The sequence below is a fragment of the Pseudomonas cyclaminis genome (assembly GCF_015163715.1).
Lineage (GTDB): Bacteria > Pseudomonadota > Gammaproteobacteria > Pseudomonadales > Pseudomonadaceae > Aquipseudomonas > Aquipseudomonas cyclaminis.
The window spans coordinates 1-25,219 of sequence record NZ_JADDUM010000060.1; the positions used below are offsets into that span (position 1 = coordinate 1).

The 25,219-nt window shown below is 61.4% G+C and carries 22 protein-coding genes and 1 pseudogene; 15 read left to right on the top strand and 8 right to left on the bottom strand.

Translation table 11 applies throughout. The features are described 5' to 3' along the window. Positions 1-23: 23 nt before the first annotated feature. Both IQK56_RS09400 and IQK56_RS09405 read right to left on the bottom strand, forming a co-directional pair. The gene (locus IQK56_RS09400; RefSeq protein WP_183140502.1) at positions 24-692 is read right to left on the bottom strand and encodes a helix-turn-helix transcriptional regulator; all 669 of its coding nucleotides are present in this window, start codon (positions 690-692) and stop codon (positions 24-26) included. A 142-nt stretch (positions 693-834) separates the two neighbouring features. Then, complete coding sequence (locus IQK56_RS09405) at positions 835-2,079, bottom strand: methionine gamma-lyase (RefSeq protein WP_193864033.1); 1,245 nt, start codon at positions 2,077-2,079, stop codon at positions 835-837. A 123-nt stretch (positions 2,080-2,202) separates the two neighbouring features. Between IQK56_RS09405 and IQK56_RS09410 the strand changes: the two genes are divergently transcribed. Both IQK56_RS09410 and IQK56_RS09415 read left to right on the top strand, forming a co-directional pair. Next, positions 2,203-2,673: an Lrp/AsnC family transcriptional regulator gene (locus IQK56_RS09410; RefSeq protein WP_099585128.1), complete on the top strand. Its 471-nt coding sequence runs from the start codon at positions 2,203-2,205 to the stop codon at positions 2,671-2,673. Positions 2,674-2,769: 96 nt separating this feature from the next. Further along, positions 2,770-3,207, top strand: a complete 438-nt coding sequence (locus IQK56_RS09415; protein ID WP_150675316.1) for a carboxymuconolactone decarboxylase family protein — start codon at positions 2,770-2,772, stop codon at positions 3,205-3,207. 3 nt (positions 3,208-3,210) lie between these two features. Here the strand turns inward: IQK56_RS09415 and IQK56_RS09420 are convergent, their stop codons facing one another. Both IQK56_RS09420 and IQK56_RS09425 read right to left on the bottom strand, forming a co-directional pair. After that, positions 3,211-5,373, bottom strand: a complete 2,163-nt coding sequence (locus tag IQK56_RS09420) for a TonB-dependent siderophore receptor (protein ID WP_193864034.1) — start codon at positions 5,371-5,373, stop codon at positions 3,211-3,213. 354 nt (positions 5,374-5,727) lie between these two features. Then, positions 5,728-6,612, bottom strand: coding sequence for a helix-turn-helix domain-containing protein (locus tag IQK56_RS09425; protein WP_122307058.1), 885 nt, complete (start codon positions 6,610-6,612; stop codon positions 5,728-5,730). A 138-nt stretch (positions 6,613-6,750) separates the two neighbouring features. Here IQK56_RS09425 and IQK56_RS09430 point away from each other — a divergent pair, with 138 nt between their 5' ends. From IQK56_RS09430 to IQK56_RS09455, 6 genes are all read left to right on the top strand, one after another. Beyond that, entirely contained in the window at positions 6,751-8,109 is a 1,359-nt protein-coding gene (locus tag IQK56_RS09430; protein ID WP_193864035.1) for a glutamine synthetase family protein, read from the top strand. 22 nt (positions 8,110-8,131) lie between these two features. Further along, positions 8,132-9,220 (top strand): polyamine ABC transporter substrate-binding protein, encoded by a 1,089-nt coding sequence (locus IQK56_RS09435; RefSeq protein ID WP_150761671.1) that lies wholly within the window; start codon positions 8,132-8,134, stop codon positions 9,218-9,220. Continuing rightward, complete coding sequence (locus tag IQK56_RS09440) at positions 9,217-10,509, top strand: NAD(P)/FAD-dependent oxidoreductase (RefSeq protein WP_193864036.1); 1,293 nt, start codon at positions 9,217-9,219, stop codon at positions 10,507-10,509. Before IQK56_RS09435 ends, IQK56_RS09440 begins: the two co-directional genes overlap by 4 nt. 186 nt (positions 10,510-10,695) lie before the next feature. Beyond that, a complete protein-coding gene (locus tag IQK56_RS09445; protein ID WP_150675320.1) occupies positions 10,696-11,388 on the top strand; it encodes a hypothetical protein in 693 nt (230 codons plus the stop codon). Next, positions 11,385-12,281, top strand: coding sequence for an EamA family transporter (locus tag IQK56_RS09450; RefSeq protein ID WP_193864037.1), 897 nt, complete (start codon positions 11,385-11,387; stop codon positions 12,279-12,281). Before IQK56_RS09445 ends, IQK56_RS09450 begins: the two co-directional genes overlap by 4 nt. A gap of 169 nt (positions 12,282-12,450) precedes the next feature. Next, positions 12,451-12,861: an SRPBCC family protein gene (locus IQK56_RS09455; protein ID WP_193864038.1), complete on the top strand. Its 411-nt coding sequence runs from the start codon at positions 12,451-12,453 to the stop codon at positions 12,859-12,861. Between the two features lie 133 nt (positions 12,862-12,994). Here the strand turns inward: IQK56_RS09455 and IQK56_RS09460 are convergent, their stop codons facing one another. Both IQK56_RS09460 and IQK56_RS09465 read right to left on the bottom strand, forming a co-directional pair. Next, positions 12,995-14,389 carry a sensor histidine kinase gene (locus IQK56_RS09460; protein ID WP_122307062.1) on the bottom strand — a complete coding sequence of 465 codons (1,395 nt, stop codon included), beginning with the start codon at positions 14,387-14,389 and terminating at the stop codon, positions 12,995-12,997. After that, positions 14,367-15,050 carry a response regulator transcription factor gene (locus IQK56_RS09465; protein ID WP_010564812.1) on the bottom strand — a complete coding sequence of 228 codons (684 nt, stop codon included), beginning with the start codon at positions 15,048-15,050 and terminating at the stop codon, positions 14,367-14,369. Before IQK56_RS09465 ends, IQK56_RS09460 begins: the two co-directional genes overlap by 23 nt. 290 nt (positions 15,051-15,340) lie before the next feature. Here IQK56_RS09465 and IQK56_RS09470 point away from each other — a divergent pair, with 290 nt between their 5' ends. Next, the gene (locus IQK56_RS09470) at positions 15,341-16,246 is read left to right on the top strand and encodes a hypothetical protein (RefSeq protein WP_193901647.1); all 906 of its coding nucleotides are present in this window, start codon (positions 15,341-15,343) and stop codon (positions 16,244-16,246) included. A 150-nt stretch (positions 16,247-16,396) separates the two neighbouring features. On the opposite strand, the gene IQK56_RS09475 is transcribed toward IQK56_RS09470, so the two are convergent. Beyond that, positions 16,397-17,305, bottom strand: a complete 909-nt coding sequence (locus tag IQK56_RS09475; protein ID WP_112194935.1) for a MurR/RpiR family transcriptional regulator — start codon at positions 17,303-17,305, stop codon at positions 16,397-16,399. Positions 17,306-17,387: 82 nt separating this feature from the next. Then, on the bottom strand, positions 17,388-17,591 hold the full coding sequence (locus IQK56_RS09480; protein WP_147479058.1) for a hypothetical protein: 204 nt from the start codon (positions 17,589-17,591) through the stop codon (positions 17,388-17,390). On the opposite strand from IQK56_RS09480, the gene IQK56_RS09485 reads away from it, so the two are divergent. The 6 genes and pseudogenes from IQK56_RS09485 (at position 17,590) to iolG (ending at position 25,118) form a co-directional block, all read left to right on the top strand. Next, positions 17,590-19,527 (top strand): bifunctional 5-dehydro-2-deoxygluconokinase/5-dehydro-2-deoxyphosphogluconate aldolase, encoded by a 1,938-nt coding sequence (locus IQK56_RS09485; protein WP_150677372.1) that lies wholly within the window; start codon positions 17,590-17,592, stop codon positions 19,525-19,527. The genes IQK56_RS09480 and IQK56_RS09485 overlap by 2 nt on opposite strands. Positions 19,528-19,629: 102 nt before the next feature. Next, positions 19,630-20,519, top strand: a pseudogene (gene iolE, locus IQK56_RS09490) (myo-inosose-2 dehydratase). Then, entirely contained in the window at positions 20,519-21,307 is a 789-nt protein-coding gene (iolB, locus tag IQK56_RS09495; RefSeq protein ID WP_122307699.1) for a 5-deoxy-glucuronate isomerase, read from the top strand. Before iolE ends, iolB begins: the two are co-directional and overlap by 1 nt. Before the next feature lie 23 nt (positions 21,308-21,330). After that, the gene (locus tag IQK56_RS09500; protein WP_122307698.1) at positions 21,331-22,146 is read left to right on the top strand and encodes a TIM barrel protein; all 816 of its coding nucleotides are present in this window, start codon (positions 21,331-21,333) and stop codon (positions 22,144-22,146) included. Positions 22,147-22,156: 10 nt separating this feature from the next. Then, on the top strand, positions 22,157-24,088 hold the full coding sequence (iolD, locus tag IQK56_RS09505) for a 3D-(3,5/4)-trihydroxycyclohexane-1,2-dione acylhydrolase (decyclizing) (RefSeq protein ID WP_193863601.1): 1,932 nt from the start codon (positions 22,157-22,159) through the stop codon (positions 24,086-24,088). 19 nt (positions 24,089-24,107) lie between these two features. Next, complete coding sequence (gene iolG, locus IQK56_RS09510; RefSeq protein WP_193863602.1) at positions 24,108-25,118, top strand: bifunctional inositol 2-dehydrogenase/D-chiro-inositol 1-dehydrogenase; 1,011 nt, start codon at positions 24,108-24,110, stop codon at positions 25,116-25,118. The last annotated feature ends 101 nt before the right edge of the window (positions 25,119-25,219 follow it).

The window sequence follows — 25,219 nt, forward strand, 5'->3', positions numbered from 1 at the left end:
GGGGCAAGCCCCCTCCCACCGGTTTAACTGGTGATGTCGTCCGTGGCATACATCCACCGCAACAGCGAATGCCGCCCGCTGATCCCCAACTTGATCGCCGCCCGCTTGAGGTAGCTTTCAATCGTGTTGACCTTCAACGCCAGTTGCTCCGCCAACTCCGGCGCGGTGCGCCCGGCCAGCAGGCCCACGCACACTTCCAGCTCGCGGTTGGACAAGGTCAGGCCCGATTGCACCAGGCGCTCTTCAATGCGGCGGCGCAGGGTGTCGATGCCCTGGTTTTGCGGCTCCTTCGGGTCGCTCTCCTGGCTGCAGGGCTGGATCGCGGCGATGTGTTTTTCCACCATGGGCAGCAGCAGGGTGGAGAAGTCCTGCAGCATGCTGCGTTCCTGGGGCGAAAAGCTTTCGGACTGGTGCGAGCGGTACACCGACAGCACATAGCGCACGTCGTCCTTGCGGCGCGTGAGGTGCAGTTGTGCGGCGGGCTGTGCTTCGCCCAGGGCCGCCACCGAGTCGGTGTAGACCGGGCTGATCTTGCGGCGGGTGTGCCCTTCGGGGCTCACGCGCATTTGGGTGATATGGGTGGCGTCCACGGCCAGTTGGGTGAGGATCAGGTCATGCAGCATGCGTGGGAAATGGCGACTGCCGGTGCTGGCGATGACCTTGCCTATATGTGGGAACAGGTGTGAGTTCATCAGTTCGTCCATGAATGTCGAGTGCAGGACGTATGCTAGTACAGCCTGGCGGCGGCATGGGGATCCAATTGCCAAAAAAACCAGATTAAACACGGCCAACGGCGGCCGGAGTGGTCTGACCGCTGCGAGGGGAACACAGCACTTATCTCACCGCATGCGCCGCCATCAGCGTCTGGCGTGGCAAGGTGCGAGCACATTTGGCCAGCGCTTGTTGCACATCCGCCAGCAGGTCGGCCACATCCTCCAGCCCGACTGATAAACGCACCAACCCCTCGCTGATGCCATGGTGCGCACGCTCTTCGGGGGTGTAAGTGGAGTGGGTCATGCTCGCCGGGTGCTGGGCCAGGGATTCGGCGTCCCCGAGGCTGACCGCACGGGTGAACAGCTTGAGGGCGTTCATAAAGCGCCGACCGGTGTCCATCCCACCCTTGAGTTCGAACGCAATCATGCCGCCCGCCTGGCTCATTTGCCGGGCCGCCAACTCGTACTGTGCGAAAGAGCGCAGCCCCGGATACGTCACCCACTCCACTGCCGGGTGTGCCTGCAAGGCTTCGGCCACCGCCTGGGCGTTGCTGCAATGGCGGTCCATGCGCAGGGCCAGGGTCTTGAGGCCGCGCATCAGCAGCGCGGCGTCCTGGGGCGACATCACCGCGCCAGTCAGGTCCTTGAGGCCTTGCAAGCGAATGCGCTGGGCCGTGGCCAGGTTGCTCACGGCGATGCCGGCGGTGATATCGCCGTGGCCGCTGAGGTATTTGGTGGCCGAGTGCACCACCACATCCGCGCCCAGTTCCAGCGGGCGTTGCAGGTACGGCGTGCAGTAAGTGTTGTCGATCACGACTGTGACATTCGGCTGTTGATGGGCGAGGGCGGACACGGCGGCGATGTCCACCAATTGCAGGGTGGGGTTGGCCGGGGTTTCGCAGTAGATCATGCGGGTGGCGGGGCTGAGTGCCGCTTGCAGGGCGGCCAGGTCGGTGAGGTCCACATGGCGCACCTTGATGCCGAACTCACCAATGCCGTGGTGCAGCAGGGCGAAGGTGCAGCCGTAGAGGGTCTGGCTGACGATCACCTCATCCCCTGGGCGCAAGAGGGTCCAGAACGTCGCGGCAATCGCGCCCATGCCGGAACTGAACGCCACCGCCGCCTCGCCGTTTTCCAGGGTGGCCATGCGCGACTCCAGCAGCGCCAGGGTCGGGTTGGAAATGCGTGTGTAGAAGTGGCCGCTGGCTTCGCCGGCAAAACACGCGGCGCCGTATTCGGCAGTGGGGAAGGCAAACGTGGCCGACAGGTAGACCGGTGGCACGAGCGCGCCGTGATGATCCTTGGGGTCGTAGCCGTGGTGGATGGCGCGGGTGGAAAAGCCGAATGCATGGTGTTTATTGTTCATGTCGGGCGCTCCTTATTTCCTACAATGCTATGCTCATAACCACAGTTGGATTTTCCAAACTTTGCCGACAAATCCCGCGTTCCGGGATGAAAAAACCTTAAAAACAACAAACAGAGGCACATCATGCCCGTCACGCTGGATCGCACCGACAAAGCCTTGTTAAACGCCCTGCAAGGCAACGCCCGTCTAACCGTGGCCGAACTGGCCGACCGGGTGTCCCTGACCACCTCACCGTGCTGGCGTCGGGTACGTAACTTGGAAGAGAGCGGGGTGATCAGCGGTTACCAGGCGATTCTTTCGCCCAAGGCGCTGGGGTATGGGGTGACGGCGTTCGTCAGCATCATGATGGAGAGCCACACCCAGGACATCGCCCGGGCGTTCGAGCAGCGGCTGTTGGAGATTCCGGAAATTGTGGCGTGTCATAACGTGTCCGGGCGCTATGACTTTTTGCTCGAAGTGGTGGCCAAGGACCTGGAGTCGTTTGGCGAGTTTGCGCGGGAGGTGTTGCAGACGCTGCCGTGCGTCAAGGAGATCTATTCGAGTTTTTCCTATAAGTCGGTGCGGCCGTTGCGGGTGATTCCATTGCCGGGCTGATGCATTGGCTACCTGATCTTCCCCGTAATTGGATATTCCTCGCGGCTGCGACGGTGACTAACCTAGCCACCAATCCCACCGTCCTGGAGTTCCACCATGCAAACCCGTACCGATTTCTACACCGCATCCCCAGACGCCATGAAAGCCATGCTTGCCCTGGAAGCGGCGGTCGGCAAACTCTCTATCGAGTTGCCGTTGCTGGAACTGATCCGCCTGCGCGTGTCGCAGATCAACGGCTGCGCCTTCTGCCTCGACATGCACACCGCCGATGCCCGCAAGGGCGGCGAGACCGAGCGGCGCCTGTACACCCTGTCGGCCTGGCGTGAAACGCCGTTCTTCACCCCACGCGAACGTGCGGCGCTGGCCTGGGCCGAAAGCCTGACGCTGATCAGCCAGACCCACGCCCCGGATGAAGACTTCAATGCGCTGGCCGCCGAATTCAGCGCCCAGGAACAGATCGACCTGAGCGTGGCGATTGCCACCATCAACAGCTGGAACCGCTTGGCGGTGGGTTTTCGCAAGATGCCCAAGTAAGCCTCAGAAGTTGACCGACGCACTCAGCCGCGCCGTCAGAGGCGCGCCCTGGAACAGATAGTCATCACCCATGTACTCGCCCGCGTCGCGCCAGTAGCGTTTGTCGAACAGGTTGTCGACGCTCAGGCGCAACACCGTCTCATAGCCGTCCACCTTGGTGGTGTAACGGCTGCCGACATTGACCACCGCGTAATCCCCCACCTCCACATTGCCGCTGCGGTTGGCGTACTTCTTGGCGCTGTATTGCACGCCGCCGAGTACCGCCAACCCATTGACCCACGGCAACGCATAATCGGCGTAGACGCTGGCGCGCAGCTTCGGCACGTTGATCGCCTGGTGATCTTCGTATTGCGGCGTGCCGCTGCCGCTCACCCGTGCGCGGATGGCTGCCACGCTGGTGGAGATTTGCAGGCGTTCAGTGGCCCAGCCGTTGGCCGACAGTTCCAACCCGGTGTTTTTCTGCTCGCCCTGCTGCACATAGGTGAAGTCGCCGGCAGCGTCGGGCTTGGCGTACTGATAGGCCTGGCGGGTCTGGAACACGGCGGCGGCGAAGCTGATGCGGCGCCAGTCGTATTTCACGCCGGCTTCGATCTGGCGGGAGGTGGTGGGGGCGAGGGTTTCATCGGCATTGGTGGCGAACCACGGCGCCGTGCCGCCCAGGGACAGGCCCTTGCTGTAGCTGGTGTAGAGCGAGACGTTTTCAATCGGTTTGTAGATCAGCGACGCCTGGGGCAGGAACACGTATTGCTGGGTATGGCGGGTCTGGTTGCCTGTTTCGCCGTTGAAGGCCTTTTCATCCAGGCGCACTTCACGACCACCGAGGATGGTTTGCCATTGCTCGTTGAAGCGGATGCGGTCGGTGACGAACACGCCGTATTGGCGGCTGTCGAGGTTGCGGTGGCTGTCATTCAGCGGTTTGTCGGTGGGGGTGAACGTCGGCGTGTCTTCGTCAATGTTGCTGGTGCCGATGTACTCGTTGACCGACTTGCGCTTGTCGATTACCCGGCGGAACGCACTGGTGCCGAAGGTCAGCTCATGGCCGATACCTGCGGTGTCGAACAGCCCGGTCATGGCCGCCTGGGCTTCATCGTCGCGCCGGGTGTCGTCGGGGCTGCGGTAGTCATAGACGTCGTAGTTGCCCTCGGGGCTGAAGGTGTTTGGCACCTTGGCCGTGCAACTGGTCGAGCCGTAGCAGCCCCAGGCAAACGAGCTGTAGTCGTCGATCACCACCTTGCTGCGCGCAGCGCTGACGCTGCCTTTCCACTGATCGCTGAAACGGTATTCAAACTTGCCGTTGAGGTTCAGCGAATCGATGCCGACCTGCCTGGAACCGCTCTGATGGCCGAGCAGTTTTTTCGGCGACGCGTCGTGGGGCACCTCGGTGCCGCCGAGCAATTGATAGCCCGGCACCGAACGTTGTTGCTTGTTCTGGTATTCGGCGTCGAGTTGCAGCACGGCGTCGGGGCTGATGTTCCAGTCGAAGGCCAGGGACACAAAGTCGCGCTGGCCATTGGCGTGCTCCACATAGGAATTGAGGTCTTCGTGGGCCACGTTGGCGCGCAGGCCGAATTGCTGCTCACTGCCAAACCAACCGCCGACATCGGTGGCGATGTAGCCGCTGCCGCGATCATCGGTGGACAGGGTGACCGAGCGCACATCTTCCGGGCGCTTGGTGACGTAGTTGATCACGCCGCTGGGTTCGGAAATCCCGCTTTGCAGCCCGGCCAGGCCCTTGAGGACTTCCACCTGTTGTTTGTTTTCCAGGGCAACGTTCTGCTCACCGGTGATGGTGCGCCCGTTGATCTTGTAGCTGCTGGCGGCATTCAGCGAGAACCCGCGCACCACAAAGTTTTCGTAGTAGCCAATCGGCGCATAGCTGTCGCCCACCGAGGCGTCGTTGCGCAGCACTTCACTGAGCAGGCGCGCTTGCTGGTCCTTGATCAGGGCGGCGTTGAGCACGGTGATCGAGGCCGGGGTGTCCAGCAGCGGTGTTTCGCTGAAGCCACCGACGGAGGCGGTATCGGCGCGATAACCCGATTCATCCTGACCCTGGACCTTCACCGCCGGCAGTTCGATCTCTGCCGCGAGGCTGTTGCCGATACCGCCGCTGAGCAGCAGACCGAGGGCGAAACGGGAAGTGACGACGGGACGAAAACGCAAAACCATGGGGGCAGGGCCTTAAAGCGCAGGGCGGGGGGCGCATAAGCTAGGCATAACGGCGCGGTTTTACAAGTTATTGAAAATGGCCGCACCGACGGGTGAACCGTCGTTGTGGTGAGCGGGCTTGCCCCGCGCTGGGTGGCGAAGCCGCCCCAATCAACACACCGCGCAGTATCAGCCAGAACCCGGTCGCATGGTTTGGGGCGGCTTCGCCACCCAGCGCGGGGCAAGCCCGCTCACCACAGAAGTCTACTCACCACAGAAGTCTACTCACCACAGAAGTCTACTCACCATAGAAGTCCACTCACCACAGAAGCCTGCTCACCACAGAATTTCGCTCACCATAAAAGCCGCATGTCCTCAGGAGCGCTTGAGGGTCTCGCTCGGCAGCTCTTTGAACAGCGCACGGTAGCTGTGTGAGAACCGCCCCAAATGCCAGAACGACCAATTCATCGCCACTTCGGCCACGGTGCGGTCGACTGCGGTCAGCAACTCCCGCCGTGCGCCATTCAAGCGGCGCAAGCGCAACCACTGCGCCGGGCTCATCCCGGTGTAGGTCTTGAAGCCTTGCTGCAGCTGGCGCAAGGGCACGCCGGCGATCTGTGCCAGTTCCAGCAGGTTGACGGTTTCATCCGGCGCATCCGCCGCCCACTCACCGATGCGCGCCATCAACTGGCGTTCTTCACTGCGTTTTTGCAATGAGCTGCGATCCAGGCAGACGCAGGCGTTGTCGAGGATGAACAGGCAGTCGTCAAGCAGTTGCCGAGTGAAGGAAACCGGGTCGACGACCGTGGACAAGCGCGTCAGCGTACCACTGAGCCAGCGGCTGAACAGCGCGTTCTGCTGGCAGGTCAGCGGGGCCATGAACAGGCCTTCCAGCTTGGTCACATCCAAGCCATGGCGCTGCACGAATTGCGGGCCGAACACCACCGCCACTTCGCGGTAGTTTTCCGGGGTGATCCAGGTATTGCGGCTTTCGCCATTGAGCAGGTACAGCGCGTTGTCACTGCCATCGAAACAGAACGCCAGCGAGCCCGGGGGCGCATTGAAATGCTGCTCGACGCGGGTGTTCATGCACTCTTCGTACACCTGCACGCCCTGCAGATCGAGGTAGCGGATGCGCCCGGCAAAGTGCCCGGGGGACATCTGCTGGTACTGCTGCACCCAGCCAGGTGTTGCATTGCATTGGGCGGCCACATCACCGGTGGCGAAGGCCTGTACGCGCAAAGCGGTTGCCAGTGTCATGAAGAATCCGTGCGCACTCTATTGGTGCGTTGTGCTGCGTGCAAAGTGGATAGATGCCGTTCGAAGGCTGGCCCAAGATAGACCTCAATGCGCCGCGAGTACAAGCCGACGGTGCAGCCAACCCATGCCGAGGTCCTTATGAATGCCCCCTTCGATCAGCTGGCCGCCTGGCTGAAAGAACACAGGATTACCGAAGTCGAATGCGTGATCAGTGACTTGACTGGCATCGCACGCGGCAAGATTGCGCCCACCAACAAGTTCCTGCATGAGCGAGGCATGCGCCTGCCGGAAAGTGTGCTGCTGCAAACGGTGACCGGGGACTTTGTCGACGACGACATCTACTACGACCTGCTCGACCCGGCTGACATCGACATGGTCTGCCGCCCGGTGGCCAACGCCACCTACGTGGTGCCGTGGGCCATCGAACCCACCGCGATTGTGATCCACGACACCTTCGACAAGCACGGCAACCCCATTGAACTGTCGCCACGCAATGTGCTGAAAAAAGTCCTGCAGCTGTACACCGGCCAGGGCTGGCAGCCGATTGTGGCGCCGGAAATGGAGTTCTACCTGACCCAGCGCTGTGAAGACCCGGACTTGCCCCTGAAAACCCCGGTAGGTCGCTCCGGTCGCGCCGAAACGGGACGCCAGTCGTTTTCCATCGACGCCGCCAACGAGTTCGACCCGCTGTTCGAAGACGTCTACGACTGGTGCGAAGCCCAAGGCCTGGACCTCGATACGCTGATCCACGAGGACGGCCCGGCGCAGATGGAGATCAACTTCCGCCACGGCGACGCCCTTGATCTGGCGGATCAGATCACCGTGTTCAAACGCACCCTGCGCGAGGCCGCGCTCAAGCACAACGTGGCCGCCACCTTCATGGCCAAACCAGTGGCCGACGAACCGGGCAGCGCCATGCACCTGCACCAGAGCGTGGTGGACATCGCCACCGGCAAACCGGTGTTCGTCGATGCCGACGGCAACATGAGCCAGCTGTTTTTGCATCACATCGGCGGCCTGCAAAAGTACATCCCCACGCTGCTGCCGATGTTCGCGCCCAACGTGAACTCGTTCCGGCGGTTTTTGCCGGACACCTCGGCCCCGGTCAACGTCGAGTGGGGCGAAGAAAACCGCACCGTCGGCCTGCGTGTGCCGACCTCCAGCCCCGACGCCATGCGCGTGGAAAATCGCCTGCCGGGCGCCGATGCCAATCCGTACCTGGCAATTGCCGCTAGCCTGCTGTGTGGCTACCTGGGCATGGTCGAAGGGATCGAGCCCAGCGCCCCGGTAGAGGGACGCGCCTATGAGCGGCGCAACCTGCGCCTGCCGTTGACCCTCGAAGATGCACTGGCGCGGATGGAGGCCTGCGACACGGTCAAGCAGTACCTGGGCGACAAGTTTGTGCGCGGCTACGTGGCGGTCAAGCGCGCCGAGCATGAGAATTTCAAGCGGGTGATCAGTTCCTGGGAGCGTGAGTTCCTGCTGTTGAGCGTCTAAACAATCATAAAGGGGTGTCGATATGCGTCTTGTGAACAAGCTTCTCCCGCTGGCCCTGGTGGCCGCCTTCAGCAGCGCCAGCCAGGCCGCGCCGACGGTCAGCGTCTATAACTGGACCGACTATATCGGTGAGACCACCTTGGCCGATTTCCAGGCCAAGACGGGGATCAAGGTGATCTATGACGTGTTCGACTCCAACGAGACCCTGGAGGGCAAGTTGCTGGCGGGGCGTACCGGGTATGACGTGGTGGTGCCGTCCAATCACTTCCTGGCGCGGCAGGTGAAGGCCGGCGCGTTCCTCAAGCTCGACCGTGCGCAATTGCCCAACTTCAAGAACCTCGACCCCAAGCTGCTCGCGCTGCTGGAGAAAAACGACCCGGGCAATGCGCACTCGGTGCCGTACCTGTGGGGCACCAACGGCATCGGCTACAACGTCGATAAGGTCAAGCAGGTGCTGGGCATCGACCATATTGATTCGTGGGCGGTGCTGTTCGAACCGCAGAACCTCAAGAAGCTCAACCAGTGCGGCGTGGCCTTCCTCGATTCGGCGGATGAGCTGTTCCCCGCGATCCTCAACTACCTGGGCAAGGACCCGCGCAGTGAGAACCCCAAGGACTACCAGGAAGCCGAAGCCAAGTTGTTGACCTTGCGCCCGTATATCACCTATTTCCACTCGTCCAAGTACATCTCGGACCTGGCCAACGGTGATATCTGCGTGGCCTTCGGTTATTCAGGCGACGTGTTCCAGGCGGCCAACCGCGCCAAGGAAGCCAAGAACGGCGTGAATATCGCCTATTCGATTCCCAAGGAAGGCTCCAACCTGTGGTTCGACCTGCTGGCGATTCCTGCCGACGCCGGCAACCCGAAACAGGCCCACGCGTTTATCAACTACCTGCTCGACCCCGAGGTGATCGCCAAGGTCAGTGCCTCGGTGGGTTACGCCAACGCCAACCCGGCGGCCAAGGCCTTTATGGACCCGGAACTGGTGAACAACCCTGAGGTGTATCCGTCCCAGGAAGTGCTCGACAAACTCTATATTTCCACCACGCCGACCCCGGCGACCATGCGCCTGATGACCCGCGCCTGGAGCAAAGTGAAGACCAATAAATGATCCAGTCCAACGACCACGCCCGGTCCTATTACCGGGCCACGGCCAATGCCATGCCTGAGCGGCCGAGCCTGGACACCGACCTGAGGGCCGATGTGTGCGTAATCGGCGCCGGGTTTACCGGCATCAACACCGCCATCGAACTGGCTCAGCGCGGGCTCTCGGTGATTGTGCTGGAGGCCCGGCGCGTCGGTTGGGGCGCCAGCGGGCGCAATGGCGGGCAGTTGATCCGCGGGATCGGCCACGATGTGTCGGGGTTCGCCAAATACGTGGGGGAGGAGGGTGTGCGTTACCTGCAGCGCGCCGGCATCGACTCGGTGGCGCTGGTGGGGAAGCGCATTCGGGAGCATGGCATCGACTGTGATCTGCGCTGGGGCTTCTGCGAACTGGCCAACACCCCGGCGCAGTTCGCGGCGTTCAAGGCGGAGCAGGAGGGCCTTGGGCGATTGGGTTATACCCATGAAACCCGCCTGGTCGGGCCACAGGATATGCCGCAGGTGGTGGGCTCGACGGTGTATGCCGGTGGCCTGGTAGACATGGGCTCCGGGCATTTGCATCCATTGAACCTGGTGCTGGGCGAGGCGCAGGTGGCCGAGTCTCTCGGCGTGCAAATCTTCGAGCACACCCAAGTGCTGGAGCTGATCCACGGCGACACCGTGCACGTGCGCTGCGCCGCTGGCACGGTGCGCGCCGCCAGCCTGGTGCTGGCCTGCAATGCGCACCTGGAAGAGCTGGAACCGCGCTTGAGCGGCAAGGTGTTGCCGGCGGGCAGCTATATCATCGCCACCGAACCGCTGTCCCAGGCGCTGGCCAACCAACTTATCCCGCAGAACCTGGCGCTGTGCGACCAGAAAGTCGGCCTGGATTACTACCGGCTGTCGGCCGACCGTCGCCTGCTGTTCGGCGGCGCCTGCCATTACTCCGGGCGCGATCCGTCGGACATCGCCGCGTACATGCAGCCCAAGCTGCTCAAAGTGTTTCCGCAACTGGCGGACACCGCCATCGCGTTCCAGTGGGGCGGCAAGATCGGCATCACCGCCAACCGTTTCCCCCAAGTCGGACGGTTGCAGCAGTATCCGAATGTGTTCTACGCCCAAGGCTATTCCGGCCATGGGCTGAACGTGACCCACTGGTGCGCACGGCTGCTGGCCGAGGCGATTCATGCGGGTCACAGCCAGGGCCTGGATGTTTTCAGCCAGGTGCCGCATATGACCTTTCCCGGCGGCAAGGCGCTGCGTTCGCCGCTGCTGGCGTTGGGCATGGCGTGGTATCGCTTGCGGGAGTGGATTTAACCCATTTGTTTAATTAGGTGTCAGCCATTGAGGAAAGCATGAGGTACTTTTCCCAAGACACTTTTCCTATGGTTTTTCTACTGTCCGTACGGATAGTTACTGGCAGTGAATCGTTTTAGTAGATTTTGCTCCCGTTTGAGTGCGCGGCCTGTCTGCCGCTCAATTTTCAGCACAGGGAGTCACGAAATGTTCGACATCAACAAACACCAGCATGACTTTTTCTACAACCTCGCCACCGTCATAGACGGCCTTGTCCCCGACGACTTGTGCGATGCATTGGCTGCGCGGGTGAACGGCATCATCGCGCAGCAAGGTGTCGACTGGGTCAAGCACGAGAGCCTGGGCACGGACGCTGTCTCGGACCTTGGTGGTGCCTATAACCACTTTATTTTCAAAGGCGACGATATCCGCAGGCATTTGCCGGAATTGACTGCGGTTTATCACAGCCTGGTGCCGCTGGTGAGTCTTGTCACCCATACCGATACGGTGGTGTCGCCTTACCCGCTCTCCGATATCAATATCAAGGCCTACCCGCCCGGCGGCGGCACCCTTGGACTGCATTACGACACTAACGGCATTACCGTTCTGCTGTTCTTGACGACCAACCGCGAAGCGCCCTTGCGGATGCAGATCGAGCGCACCCACCCGAGCAAGAAAGAGCCCTGGGTAGAGCACAACAGGATCCACGCCAAAAAAGGTTCGCTGCTGATCATGCAGGGCCGCAAGACCCTGCATGACAGTGAACCAACGCTCACCGAGCAAAAGCTTTCGGTGGTGTACAACTACTACGAGCGCCACGACACCTATCGGCACGAAGACTTCGACAACTTCGTCTACCACGGCATCAAGCCGAAGGCGTTGGAGGGGCGTGCGGAGTGAAACTGACCAGGATCGACTTGTTCGCCGGCATCGCGGTCACCGTTATCTGGGGGGCCAACTTCTCGGTGATCGGCCTGGGGCTCCAGTCCCTGGACGCGTTTTTGCTGACGTTGTTGCGGTTCACCTTTTGCGCGCTGCCCCTGGTGTTTTTTATCCAGCGACCGATCGGGGTGTCCTACGCCACTCTGGCGACCTACGGCGTGTTGTTCGGCTCCGGGTTGTGGGGTGTCGTGAACATCGCGATGGCGAATGGGCTGTCGGCGGGGATGTCGTCGGTGTTCCTGCAATTCAGCGCGTTTTTCACCATCGTGCTGAGTGGCCTGTTTCTGCGCGAGGCGATCAGTCGTGTGCATATCAGCGCGATGGTGATTTCGGTGAGCGGATTGCTGCTGATCCTGCAGCTGTCGGACAAGGTATCGACCACGCAGGGGATCTTGCTGGTGTTGTTGGCGGGGTTTTCATGGTCGCTGTGTAACCTGATCGTCAAGGTGAAAAAACCCGGGAACATGATTGCGTTTATCGTGTGGTCGAGCCTGTTTGCCGTGCCGGTGATTTTCCTGCTGACAATCTGGTTCAACGGTCTGCGGCCCTTCGAGACGCTCTGGGACGACATGACCTGGAGTGCGGGGTTTTCAATCGTGTTCCAGTGTTATATCACTACCCTCGGCGGCTATTGGGTCTGGAACAACCTGATGAAAAAGTACCCTGCGTCTATGGTCGCGCCGTTGTCACTGATAGTGCCGGTCTCCGGCCTTTTGACGTCGTGGCTGTTTTTTGACGAGCAACTGAGCCTGGGGCAGTGGGCGGCTATTGGGTTGGTGTTTATCGGGATCGGGATCTTTGTCAATTCGGCACGCATTGTCTCATTTCGCAGGCGCCCGTCAGACGTCTGAAGGGCGTCGTCTGTCATGCCCGGCAGCGGGAAACGTCCGGCGTCAATTGGGGATGAAGTGAGCAAGCGGGTGGCGTACAGTGTTTCACCGCGTTCGTACGCCACCCTGGGCGGCGGTGCAAGCCGACAGCCTTGCGCGATCCGATTGTTTATTTTCTGGAGTATTTATCGTGCCAACAGCCTCAGCAGTGATTGAAATCCCGGTATCGGCCGACACGGTCTGGCAATTGGTGGGCGGCTTCAACAGCCTGCCGGACTGGTTGCCGCTGATCGCCAAGAGCGAGCCGGGCGAAGGCGGCCGCTTGCGCCACCTGACCACCGCCGACGGTGGTTCGATCGTCGAGCGTTTGCAGACCTTTGATAACGTGGCGCGCACCTACAGCTACACCATCGAGACATCGCCATTTCCGGTGACGGCATACCTGGCGACGGTGCAGGTTGAGGCGTTGGGCGAATCGTCGGCGAAGGTGACTTGGTCCGGTGTGTTCACGCCGGCTCCGGGTACTACGGAGGCGGCGGTGGAAGCGCTGTTTGCCGGGATTTACAAAGGCGGGGTTGAGGCGTTGCGGGCGAATTTCTGAGCTGATCTACCAGGCAATGCAGGCCAAAGGTGGGAGGGGGCTTGCCCCCGATAGCGGAGTATCAATCACCTGATGAATGACTGAAACACCGCCATCGGGGGCAAGCCCCTCCCACATGTGGACCCCGCTGGCCTTAGGCTTCGGGCATCAGTTGCTGGCGGCACTCCAGGATCAGGCGCGCACCGCCTTGCGCGCTGGTGCCCACTTCCAACCTGAACCCATGCAAGTTGATGATCGCCGCGACGATCGACAAGCCCAAGCCGAACCCACCTTGCTGGTCGCTCTCATCCACGCGATAAAACCGCTGGAACACCGCTTTGCGTTCCGCCGCCGGTATGCCTGGCCCGGAGTCATGGACTTCGATGCGGGTGCTGCCGCCATCGTTGACCCCACGCAAGATCACCTTGCCTCCCGCCGGAGAGAACTTGATCGAGTTGCTCAGCAGGTTGGCCAGGGCTTCAAACAGCAATGCGCGGTCGCCGGTGATCCAAGGCAAGGACTCCGGCGTGTCGAGTACCAGCTGCAACTCGCCTTCTTCGGCCAGGGGCAGGTAGAAGTCGTGCAACTCGCGCAGCAATGGCAGCGGGTCCATCACCAGAAAGCCCGAGCGACGCTGGTGATCTTCCAGTTCCGAGATACGCAACAGCCCGCGAAAGCGCGCCATCAGGGTGTCGGTTTCAGCAATGGCGTCGTCCAGTTGCAGCGCATGGGGCGACTCGGCTTCGGCCTGCTGCTTGATGCGGTACAGCTGCGCCCGCAGGCGGGTGAGCGGGGTGCGCAGGTCGTGGGCGATGTTGTCGCACACGCCCTTGACCTCGTTCATCAGCTTCTCGATGCGGTCGAGCATGGCGTTGACGATGGCCGCGAGCATGTCCAGTTCGTCGCGCCGGTTGGACAGCGGCAGGCGGTGGGTGAGATCGCCGGCGACGATGGCTTCGGCGCTGGCCTGGATCCCGCGAATCCGCCGCAGCGGACGGCGGCGCAGTAAATGCCAGCCGGCAGCGCCGGGGATGATCGTCAGTGACAGCGCCCACAGCAAGGCATGCCAGATGATTCGCGTCACACCAAACAGCGAACCGTTGGCGCGCACCAGCACCAGCCAGCGACCGTCGTCGGTGTGGGTGGCCACGGCGTCGCAACTGTCCTTGGGCAGTTTGGGGTCGTCGGAGTCGACGCAGTTGGACAGGGCGTGGATCTTGCCGTCCAGCGGCAGGTCCGGCGGGATCGCACGGATCGGCCCGCTCAAGGGGCGGAACTGCTCGTCGAACAGGCCGTAGGCGTCCACGCCCTTCATGTCGAAGGTCATGCTGGTGGTCAACGCTTCCACCAGTTCTTCGCCGTCAAAGCGCTGGAACAGGTGCTGGCGCTGCATCAGCGAATGGCGCGACAGGTCGCTCAGGTAACCGGACACTTCGTAATACAGCACCCCCATGAGGATGCAGCTCCAGGCTACGAACAGCGAGCTGTACAGCGCCAGTAAACGGCTGCTGGAAGAACGCCAGCCTTTAGAGGGGTTCAGCAATGACATAACCCGAACCTCGTACCGTGCGGATCAACGGCGTGAGGCCCGGTGGATCGATTTTCTTGCGCAGGCGACCGATGTGCACGTCGATCAGGTTAGTGCCCGGGTCGAAGTGATAGCCCCAGACTTCCTCGAAGATCATCATCCGCGACAGGATCTGCCCGGTGTTGCGCATCAGGAATTCCAGCAGTTTGTATTCGGTGGGCAACAGGCTCAGAGGCTGATCGGCGCGGCTGGCTTCGCGGCTGATCAGGTTGAGTTCCAGGTCGGCCACGCGCAGGGCGGTTTCGAATTCCTTGACCGTGCTTTTGCGCCGCAGCAGCACTTCGACGCGGGCGGCCATTTCATCGGAGGCGAATGGCTTGGTCAGGTAATCATCACCGCCGGCGCGCAGGCCGCGCACGCGTTCGTCCACGTCGGAGAGGGCGCTGATCATCAGGATCGGCGTCGACACCCCAATGGTGCGCAGGGTGGTGACGATGGCCAGGCCATCCAGTTCGGGCAGCATGCGGTCGAGGGTGATCAGATCGTAATCACCACTCACGGCGCGGACCAGGCCTTCGCGGCCGTTGTCCACCCAGTCTACGTCCAGTCCATGGCTACTCAGCTCGGCGACGATCTCGCGGGCCGTTACGGCGTCATCCTCGATGGTCAAAATGCGGGTCATAGGGATTACCTGGTGAGCGATTCACACTAGAAGTGGGGGCATTTTGCCAAGAAATGGCTGAACGCTTCCTAAATAAAACTTCATGTTGGCAAACTCGCAGGTTTTTTCAGGGGAATGCATAACGCACGCCTTCCCGCCGCCGCTCTTGCAACTTGCATGGATTGAGTAAGTTCAACTTATTTAACTTATTGAAAAATAGGAGTATTTATTTTTTTGCCGACTGGCATGGTGCCTGCACTGTCCCTTTTGAGACTTGTAACACTATTTTTCCTGCCGGGAGCACAACAACAATGATCACATCCTCATCCACGCTGCAAGCGTCGAGCACGCACTCCGGGGTTTCCTGGGGGGCGATCTTTGCCGGGGCCGTTGCGGCGGCTGCACTGTCGTTGATCCTGGTACTGCTGGGTTTCGGCCTGGGTTTTTCGGCGGTGTCGCCGTGGGCCGATAGCGGTATCAGCGCCAAGGGGCTTGGCATTTCCACCATTGTCTGGCTGGCGTTTACCCAGATCGTCGCATCCGGGTTGGGCGGTTATATCGCCGGACGTTTGCGCGTTAAGTGGTCCGGCATGCATGGCGACGAGGTGTACTTTCGTGACACGGCCCATGGCTTCCTGGCCTGGGCGGTCGCGACGTTGATCACCGCCGTGCTGGTGGTCGGTTCGGTCAGCAGCGTCGTGAGCGGTGGTGTGAAAGCCGGCGCCAGTGTCGCAGCGGGCGCCGCCAGCGGAATCACGCAAGCAGCGGGCAGCGCGGCCAAAGGCGTCAACGGCGGCGACTTCGACTATTACGTCGACAGCCTGTTCCGTGATGACCGCCCGGTTGCGGTCAGCGATGACGCGGCCCACGGTGTGGTAGCGCGCATCTTCACTCGCACCCTGAGCAACGATGGCCAACTGGCCGCTGAGGACCGTGCTTACCTGGCGCAGTTGATCAGCCAGCGCACCAACCTCAGCCAGGCCGACGCCGAGGCGCGTATCGACAAGGTCTATGGCGATGCCCGTAAAGCCGTCGAAGACGCCAAGCTCAAAGCCAAGCAGGCCGCTGATACCGCTGCGAAAGTCGCTGCGTATACCTCGCTGTGGACCTTTGTCGCTCTGTTGATCGGTGCGTTCTTCGCCAGCTTCGCTGCGACCTTTGGTGGTCGTCGTCGCGACGCGGTGGTGTACGTCGAAACCGAAAACTACGTTGGTTAATTCAAGGAGAACAACATGCGCTCATTACTGCTTTGGTTCCTCGGCGTGCCGATCCCGGTGATCATCCTGATCGCAATCTTCATGCACTGATCTCGGTCAAGCGTGGGAGGGGCAAGCCCCCTCGCACATTTGGCCTGCAATATTTGATAGTCAGTCGTCGAACCCAACCTGCTCGTGAATCTCATCCACCTTCAATTCCAACCGATACGCCACCGCGATGAACAACGCCTGACACAGGCACAGCGTTGCGCTCAATGAGCGGAAGGCAAACGACGAACCTTCATTCACCAACAACACCGCGTTCGCCCGCTTGGCCAGGGGCGACAGGTTGCTGTCGGTGATGATCAGGGTCTTGGCCTGATGGTGCTGGGCGATGCGCAGGCAGTGTTGGGTTTCTTTGCCATACGGCGTGAAGCTGATGGCGATCACCAGGTCATTGGCGCGTACGCTGCGCATCTGCTCGCGGTAACTGCCGCCCAGGCCCGAGATCAGGTGGATGCGCTTGTTGGTGTGCTGCAGGTTGTAGACCAGGTAGTCGGCCACCGCGAACGAACGACGCACACCCACCACGTAGATATTGTCGGCGTTGACCACCAGGTCCACGGCCTTGTCGAACGCGACGTCATCCAGTTCCAGCCCCAGGCGCTCAATACCCGACAGCGTGGCGTTGACGCATTCACGCGCCAGGTCGCCGCCGCTGGCTTTCTGCGACTTGTTGGCAATCATGCTGCGAATGCGCTGCTGGTAGTTCTGTACCGGCGTGGTCTTGTGGGTGTAGGCCTCGCGAAACAGCGCCTGCATCTCACTGAAACCACTGAAGCCGAAACGCTGGGAGAACCGCACGATGGCCGACGGATGCACTTCGCATTCCCGGGCGATGTCGCTGATGCGGTCGACCATGATCCGGTCGCTCTGCTGGCTCATGTAGCTGGCAATGCGCTTGAGCTGGCGCGGCAGGCTTTCGTATTCGTCGGTGATCAGCTGCAACAGGCGTTCGGCATTGACCGGAGTGCTGGCGAGTGGGGCTTCCAGGGTGGTCTCGGGATCGGTGCGGGACATGGGCAATCCTTCTGGCGTGTTCGTCTGATGCGCTGATGGGTGGCGCAAGTCTACAGGGTAGGCGCAAAAAAATACCCCGGCATCACGGCCCCCGTGGGCTGCTGAAACGATGCACGCGGGCTGGGGTGCCATTATGCTGGCTTATTGGAAAAAATATTCCACTAAAAATAATTCTGGAATAAATATTGATTGCGGCCGCCGGACGTTCTAGTCTGCTCTCACCAAGAGCGTGTGCCGTCACCACGGCGGCACCACGCAGGCTGATAAAAATAACAGGAGCCAGCATGGGCCAGACTCGTTTTGCCAGTGGGCGTCAATTGGATCTGATTTGCCTCGGGCGCCTGGGCGTCGACCTCTACGCACAGCAAGTAGGTGCGCGGCTTGAGGACGTGTCCAGCTTCGCCAAGTACCTCGGCGGTTCCTCCGCCAACATCGCCTTCGGCACTGCCCGGCTGGGCCTCAAGTCGGCGATGCTGAGCCGCGTGGGGGACGACCATATGGGTCGCTTCCTGGTGGAATCCCTGGCCCGCGAAGGCTGTGATGTCAGCGGCATCAAGGTCGATCCGGAACGCCTTACCGCCCTGGTGCTGCTGGGCCTCAAGGACCGCGAAACCTTTCCGTTGGTGTTCTACCGCGAAAACTGCGCCGACATGGCCCTGCGCGCCGAAGACATCAGCGAAGCCTTTATTGCCTCCAGCAAGGCGCTGCTGATCACCGGTACGCATTTCTCCACCGATGGCGTGTACAAGGCCAGCATCCAGGCGCTGGACTATGCGGCCAAGCACAACGTCAAGCGCGTGCTGGATATCGACTATCGCCCGGTGCTGTGGGGCCTGGCGGGCAAGGCGGATGGCGAGACGCGGTTTGTTGCGGACCAGAACGTCAGCCAGCATGTGCAGAAAATCCTGCCGCGTTTCGACCTGATCGTCGGGACTGAAGAAGAATTCCTGATCGCCGGTGGCAGTGAAGACCTGCTCACCGCACTGCGCACGGTGCGCGAACTCACGCCCGCCACCTTGGTGGTCAAGCTCGGCCCGCAGGGTTGCACGGTGATTCACGGGGCGATTCCTGCGCGCCTGGAAGACGGCGCGATCTACCCCGGCGTGCGCGTCGAAGTGCTCAATGTGCTGGGCGCCGGCGATGCGTTTATGTCGGGCTTCCTCAGCGGTTGGATCAATGACGCCAGCGACGAGCGTTGCAGCCAATTGGCCAATGCCTGCGGCGGCCTGGTGGTCTCGCGCCACGCCTGTGCCCCGGCCATGCCGACGCCGGCCGAGCTGGATTACCTGTTCAACAGCCCGGTGCCGATCACCCGGCCGGACCAGGACGTGACCTTGCAACGCCTGCACCGTGTCAGCGTGCCGCGCAAGCAATGGAAGCAACTGTTCATCTTTGCCTTCGACCACCGTTGGCAATTGGTCGATCTGGCGCAGCGCGGCGGCCAGGATCCGGCGCGCATCAGCGATATCAAGCAACTGTTTATCCAGGCCATCGAACGGGTGGAAAAAAAGCTCGCCGAGCAGGGCGTCGCCGCCGATGTGGGCCTGTTGGCCGACCAGCGTTTCGGCCAGGACGCGCTCAACGCCGCCAGTGGCCGTGGCTGGTGGATCGCACGCCCGGTGGAAGTGCAGAACTCGCGGCCCCTGGCCTTCGAGCATGGACGTTCGATTGGCAGCAACCTGATCGCCTGGCCCCAGGAACAGATCATCAAGTGCCTGGTGCAATTCCACCCGGATGACGAACCTTTGCTGCGCCTGGAACAAGAAGCCCAACTCAAGGCGGTGTATGACGCGTCCCTGGTCAGCGGCCATGAACTGCTGCTGGAAGTCATCCCGCCCAAGGATCACCCGTCCACCTACCCGGACGCGCTCTACCGCAGCCTCAAGCGCCTGTACAACCTGGGCATCTACCCGGCGTGGTGGAAGATCGAAGCGCAGTCGGCCGAGGACTGGAAAAAGCTCGATGCGCTGATCCAGGAGCGCGACCCGTACTGCCGTGGTGTGGTGTTGCTGGGTCTGAATGCCTCGGCGGAGTTTCTCGCTGACGGTTTCCAGCAAGCCAGCCAGAGCACCACTTGCCGTGGGTTTGCCGTGGGCCGCACGATTTTCCAGGAGCCGAGCAAGGCGTGGATGGCGGGGGAGATTGATGATGAAACCCTGATCCAGCAAGTACAGGCGACGTTTGAGCAACTGATCAATGCCTGGCGCAGTGCTCGAACCTGAATCCAGTTCCTAATTTGAAATGCAATCCAATGTGGGAGGGGGCAAGCCCCCTCCCACATAAAGCAGATCTCAGTGATACCTGAAAATAATAAAGGTGCAGCCATGCCCGCAATCCGAATTGGCATCAACCCGATCTCCTGGAGCAACGACGACCTGCCAGCCCTGGGCGGTGAAACGCGCTGAGCACCGCCTTGAGCGAGGGCAAGGAAATCGGCTACGAAGGTTTTGAGCTCAACGGCAAATTCCCCAAGGACGCCAAGGGCGTCGGCGATGTACTGCGCCCTTATGACCTGGCGCTGGTCTCCGGCTGGTATTCCAGCCGCCTGGCCCGCCGTTCGGTGGCCGAAGAAATCGAAGCCATCGCCGCTCACGTCGAATTACTGAAACAGAACGGCGCCAACGTGCTGGTTTACGGCGAGGTGGCCGATTCGATCCAGGGCTCGCGCATTCGCCTGATCGAACGCCCGCGTTTCCACAGCGAGCAGGCGTGGCAGGAGTACGCCGACAAGCTCACCGAACTGGCGCGTTTCACCCTGTCCCAAGGTGTACGTCTTGCCTATCACCATCATATGGGCGCCTACGTCGAGTCCCCGGAAGACATCGACCAGTTGATGAAAAGAACAGGCCCGGAAGTCGGCCTGCTGTTCGATTCGGGGCACTGCTATATGGGTGGCGGCGAGCCGCTGGAGGTGCTGCGCAAGCACATCGACCGCGTCTGCCACGTGCACTTCAAGGACGTGCGCAAACCGGTGGTGCAACTGGCACGCAACCAGATGTGGAGCTTTCCCGACTGCATCGTCAACGGCACGTTTACCGTTCCCGGCGATGGCGATATCGACTTTGCCGAGCTGCTCGATGTGCTGCTCGTGGCGAAGTACAAAGGTTGGCTGGTGGTGGAAGCCGAGCAGGATCCGGCAGTGGCGCCCAGCTATATCTACGCGAAAAAGGGTTATGACACCCTGCGCGCTCTGCTCACAGAGAGGACCCAGTGATGAGCCTGTTGGTCAAAAGCAGCAAACGCGGGCAAACCATGGTTGCCCTGGAAGAGGGCCGACTGGAATACGTCGGGTTCAAAGCCTACCGCCTGAGCCTGGGCGAAACCCTGCCGGTCAGCGCTGGCGATAAAGAGCTGTGCCTGGTGCTGCTCAGCGGCCGGGTGAACATCGAAGGCGAGGGCTTCAACTGGCAGAACCTCGGCGATCGCCAGTCGGTGTTCGAGGAAAAGTCCCCGTTCGCCGCCTACCTGCCGCCGGGCACCGAGGCTCAGGTGACCGCCTTGAGCGACGTGCAGATTGCCGTCTGCGCCGCCCCCGGTGCCGGCGGTTACGAACCACGCCTGATCCGCCCCGAAGACTGCAAGCGCAGCGTACGTGGCAAAGGCGCCAACACGCGCTATGTGTGCGACATCCTGCCCGACACTTCGCCGGCCCATTCTCTGCTGGTGGTGGAAGTGCGCACGCCGTCGGGGCATTCGTCGAGCTACCCGCCGCACAAGCACGACACCGACGACCTGCCGCACCAGAGCTTCCTGGAAGAAACCTACTACCACCAGATCAACCCGCCCCAGGGTTTTGTGTTCCAGCGGGTCTACACCGACGACCGCAGCATCGACCAGGCCATGGCCGTGGAAAACAGCGACCTGGTGGTGGTGCCCAAGGGTTATCACCCGGTCAGCGTGCCGTACGGCTACGAGTCTTATTACCTGAACGTGATGGCGGGCCCCAAGCGCGCCTGGCATTTCCACAACGACCCGCAGCACAGTTGGCTGCTGGACCTTTAAGCGGTTTTGGACGGAGAACAACAATGAAGTCGCCTCTACGCTTTGCCTTGAACCGCATGGTCGCACCCAACCTGTCCCTGCCGGATTTCATCCAGTTGGCGGCCGCGCTCAAGTGCGATGCCATCGAAATTCGCAATGACCTGAAAAACCGTGAAATCGAGTACGGCACCCCGGCCAGCCGCGTGCGTGAGTTGTGCGCGGTGCAGGGCATTACCGTGCTGTCGATCAACGCGCTGTACCCCTTTGATGTGTGGAACGACGAGCGCCGCGCCCAGGCGATCAAACTCGCCACCTACGCCCGTGAATGCGGCGCCCAGGGTTTGGTGATGTGCCCGCTCAATGAGCCGGGCGACACGCGCAACGATGCCCAGCGCGCCGCCGGTTTGCGCACGGCGTTGAGCGAGTTGGCGCCGATCCTGCGCGAGTACGGGATTCTCGGTTTCGTCGAACCCCTGGGCTTCGAAGAATCCGCCCTGCGCCGCAAGCGCGTGGCGGTGGATGCGATCAAGTCCATCGGCGGCCTGGATGTGTTCCGTGTGGTGCACGACACCTTTCACCATCACCTGGCCAATGAGCACGAGTTCTTCCCGGAGCTGACCGGCCTGGTGCATATCTCCGGCGTGGAAGATGCCGACGCGCCGCTCAACTCGATTCGCGACGGCCACCGTGTGCTGGTGGGCGAGGGCGACATCCTCGGCAATACCGCGCAGATCGACACCTTGCTCAGCACCGGTTACGGCGGCTACCTGTCGTTCGAGCCGTTTGCGACCAGCGTGCATGAGTTGGCGGATATCCAGCAGGCGTTGGGGGCAAGCATCGCCCACCTGCAAAATCGTTAAGGGGCGCGACATGAGTACAACAAGATTGACCATGGCCCAGGCCCTGGTGAAGTTTTTGGATAACCAGTACATCGAAGTCGACGGCGTGCAGAGCAAGTTTGTCGCCGGGATTTTCACCATTTTCGGCCACGGCAATGTGTTGGGCCTGGGTCAGGCACTGGAGCAGGACAGCGGTGACCTGGTGGTGCATCAGGGCCGCAACGAGCAAGGCATGGCCCACGCCGCCATTGGGTTTGCCAAGCAGCATCTGCGCCGCAAGATCTATGCGTGCACGTCCTCCGTAGGTCCGGGCGCGGCAAATATGCTGACCGCTGCCGCGACCGCGACCGCCAATCGGATTCCGTTGCTGTTGTTGCCCGGCGACGTCTACGCCAGCCGCCAGCCCGACCCGGTGCTGCAACAGATCGAGCAGTTCCACGACCTGAGTATCAGCACCAATGATGCCTTCCGCTCCGTCAGCAAATACTGGGATCGCATCAATCGACCCGAGCAACTGATGACCGCGGCGATCCACGCCATGCGCGTGCTCACCGACCCTGCGGAGACCGGCGCGGTGACTCTCGCGTTACCTCAGGACGTGCAGGCCGAGGCCTGGGATTACCCTGATTACTTCCTGCAAAAACGTGTGCACCGGATCGACCGTCGGCCAGCCACCGCCGGGATGATCGCCGATGCGCTCGCGGCCTTTCGTGGAAAGCGCAAGCCTCTGATCATCTGCGGCGGCGGAGTCAAGTATTCCGGCGCGAATGCTGCGTTGCAGGCGTTTGCCGAACGTTTTGACATTCCCTTCGCTGAAACCCAGGCGGGCAAGAGTGCGGTGGTCTCCAGCCACCCGCTGAACCTGGGGGGGATCGGCGAGACCGGTTGCCTGGCGGCGAACCTGCTGGCGCCCGAAGCGGACCTGATCATCGGGATCGGCACACGCTATACCGATTTCACCACCTCCTCGAAGTCACTGTTCAAGCACCCTGAGGTGCAGTTTCTAAACCTCAATATCAGCGCCTGCGATGCGCTGAAACTAGACGGCGTGCAGTTGCTGGCGGATGCCAAGGTCGGTCTGGAAGCGTTGGCGCAGGCGCTGGGTGACTATCGCTCCGACTGGGCGGACCAGCCCCGGGACGCCAAGGCGCAGCTGGACGCCGAGGTGGACCGGATTTACCAGGCTGACTACCAGACGGAAAATTTCGTTCCGGAAATCAACGACCATATGGACCCCGCCGTCCTGCGCGAATTTATCGAGCTGACCGGCTCCTGCCTGACCCAAAGCCGGGTGCTCGGCGTACTTAATGAAACCCTGGCCGACGACGCAATCATCGTCGCGGCGGCCGGCAGCTTGCCCGGTGATTTGCAGCGTAGCTGGCGCAGCAAGGGGGTCAATACCTACCACGTTGAGTATGGCTATTCATGCATGGGCTATGAGGTCAACGCTGCGTTGGGCGTGAAGCTGGCCGAGCCGCAGCGTGAGGTCTACGCCCTGGTGGGTGATGGCTCCTACATGATGCTGCACTCTGAGCTGGCCACCTCGATCCAGGAGCGCCGCAAGATCAACGTGGTGCTGCTCGACAACATGACCTTTGGCTGCATCAACAACCTGCAGATGGAACACGGCATGGACAGCTTCGGCACCGAGTTCCGCTTCCGCAATCCAGAAACCGGCAAGCTCGATGGCGGTTTTGTACCGGTGGATTTCGCCATGAGCGCGGCGGCATATGGCTGCAAGACCTACAAGGTCAGCAGCATTGAGCAGTTGCAGGCGGCGCTGGCCGATGCTCGTACGCAAACGGTGTCGACCCTGATCGATATCAAGGTGCTGCCCAAGACGATGATCCACAAATACCTGTCGTGGTGGCGGGTCGGTGTGGCGCAGGTCTCTACCAGCGCGCGTACTGACGCGGTGGCCAAACAATTGAACGAACGTCTGGCCAAGGCCCGGCAGTACTAATAACAAGAGGAGTGTTTGTATGTCGTTGAAGCTTGGAGTGATCGGTACCGGTGCCATTGGCCGTGACCATATTCGTCGTTGCAGCCAGACCCTGCTCAACAGCCAGGTGGTGGCGGTCACCGATATCAACCTTGAGCAAGCCGCCAAGGTGGTTGCTGATTTGAAGCTGGACGCCGAGGTGTACCCGGACGGCCATGCGCTGATCAATTCGCCGCAGGTCGAGGCCGTTCTTGTCACTTCCTGGGGGCCGAGCCACGAAGAATTCGTGCTCGCCGCCATTGCCGCCGGCAAGCCGGTGTTCTGTGAGAAACCCCTGGCCGTGACTGCCGAAGGCTGCCGCAAGATCGTCGAGGCCGAAGTGGCCCACGGCAAGCGCCTGGTGCAAGTGGGTTTCATGCGCCCGTACGATGAAGGCTATCGCGCCCTCAAGGCCGTGATCGACAGCGGCCAGATCGGCGAGCCATTGATGCTGCATTGCGCGCACCGCAACCCGACGGTGGGTGAGAACTACAAGACCGACATGGCGATCACCGACACCCTGATCCACGAACTGGACGTGCTGCGCTGGTTGCTCAACGACGACTACGTGTCGGTGCAAGTGGTGTTCCCGCGCAAGACCAGCAAGGCCCTGGCCCACCTGCGTGACCCGCAGATCGTGCTGCTGGAAACCGTCAAGGGCACGCGCATCGACGTCGAAGTGTTTGTTAACTGCCAGTACGGCTACGACATCCAGTGCGAAGTGGTGGGGGAGACCGGTATCGCCAAATTGCCGGAGCCTTCACAAGTGCAGATGCGCAGCGGCGCGAAGCTGTCGAACGCGATTCTGATGGACTGGAAGGATCGGTTTATCGGTGCCTATGACGTTGAGTTGCAGGCCTTTATCGACAGCGTGCGCGCCGGGCAAGTCGGCGGCCCGTCGGCGTGGGATGGGTTTGCGGCGGCAGTAGCGGCGGATGCGTGTATCCAGGCGCAGAACAGCGAGCAGATCGTCAAGGTGAGCTTGCCGGATCGTCCGCACTTCTACGGCTGACACTCGGTCAATGTGGAGGGCGTGCCCCCGATGACAGTGGCTCAGCCAGCAGATGAGTTGACTGGTCCACCGCTATCGGGGCAAGCCCCCTCCCATAGTTG

Excerpts from the sequence above, each read along its gene's own strand:
- IQK56_RS09475 (WP_112194935.1), bottom strand. The coding sequence starts at position 17,305 with ATGTCCCGCACCGATCCCGAGACCACCCTGGAAGCCCCACTCGCCAGC.
- IQK56_RS09465 (WP_010564812.1), bottom strand. The coding sequence starts at position 15,050 with ATGACCCGCATTTTGACCATCGAGGATGACGCCGTAACGGCCCGCGAG.
- IQK56_RS09430 (WP_193864035.1), top strand. The coding sequence starts at position 6,751 with ATGAATGCCCCCTTCGATCAGCTGGCCGCCTGGCTGAAAGAACACAGG.
- IQK56_RS09480 (WP_147479058.1), bottom strand. The coding sequence starts at position 17,591 with ATGCTGGCTCCTGTTATTTTTATCAGCCTGCGTGGTGCCGCCGTGGTG.
- IQK56_RS09400 (WP_183140502.1), bottom strand. The coding sequence starts at position 692 with ATGAACTCACACCTGTTCCCACATATAGGCAAGGTCATCGCCAGCACC.
- IQK56_RS09500 (WP_122307698.1), top strand. The coding sequence starts at position 21,331 with ATGAAGTCGCCTCTACGCTTTGCCTTGAACCGCATGGTCGCACCCAAC.
- IQK56_RS09415 (WP_150675316.1), top strand. The coding sequence starts at position 2,770 with ATGCAAACCCGTACCGATTTCTACACCGCATCCCCAGACGCCATGAAA.
- IQK56_RS09410 (WP_099585128.1), top strand. The coding sequence starts at position 2,203 with ATGCCCGTCACGCTGGATCGCACCGACAAAGCCTTGTTAAACGCCCTG.
- IQK56_RS09470 (WP_193901647.1), top strand. The coding sequence starts at position 15,341 with ATGATCACATCCTCATCCACGCTGCAAGCGTCGAGCACGCACTCCGGG.
- IQK56_RS09440 (WP_193864036.1), top strand. The coding sequence starts at position 9,217 with ATGATCCAGTCCAACGACCACGCCCGGTCCTATTACCGGGCCACGGCC.
- IQK56_RS09435 (WP_150761671.1), top strand. The coding sequence starts at position 8,132 with ATGCGTCTTGTGAACAAGCTTCTCCCGCTGGCCCTGGTGGCCGCCTTC.
- IQK56_RS09445 (WP_150675320.1), top strand. The coding sequence starts at position 10,696 with ATGTTCGACATCAACAAACACCAGCATGACTTTTTCTACAACCTCGCC.
- IQK56_RS09425 (WP_122307058.1), bottom strand. The coding sequence starts at position 6,612 with ATGACACTGGCAACCGCTTTGCGCGTACAGGCCTTCGCCACCGGTGAT.
- IQK56_RS09405 (WP_193864033.1), bottom strand. The coding sequence starts at position 2,079 with ATGAACAATAAACACCATGCATTCGGCTTTTCCACCCGCGCCATCCAC.
- iolB (WP_122307699.1), top strand. The coding sequence starts at position 20,519 with ATGAGCCTGTTGGTCAAAAGCAGCAAACGCGGGCAAACCATGGTTGCC.
- IQK56_RS09485 (WP_150677372.1), top strand. The coding sequence starts at position 17,590 with ATGGGCCAGACTCGTTTTGCCAGTGGGCGTCAATTGGATCTGATTTGC.
- iolG (WP_193863602.1), top strand. The coding sequence starts at position 24,108 with ATGTCGTTGAAGCTTGGAGTGATCGGTACCGGTGCCATTGGCCGTGAC.
- iolD (WP_193863601.1), top strand. The coding sequence starts at position 22,157 with ATGAGTACAACAAGATTGACCATGGCCCAGGCCCTGGTGAAGTTTTTG.
- IQK56_RS09460 (WP_122307062.1), bottom strand. The coding sequence starts at position 14,389 with ATGTCATTGCTGAACCCCTCTAAAGGCTGGCGTTCTTCCAGCAGCCGT.
- IQK56_RS09420 (WP_193864034.1), bottom strand. The coding sequence starts at position 5,373 with ATGGTTTTGCGTTTTCGTCCCGTCGTCACTTCCCGTTTCGCCCTCGGT.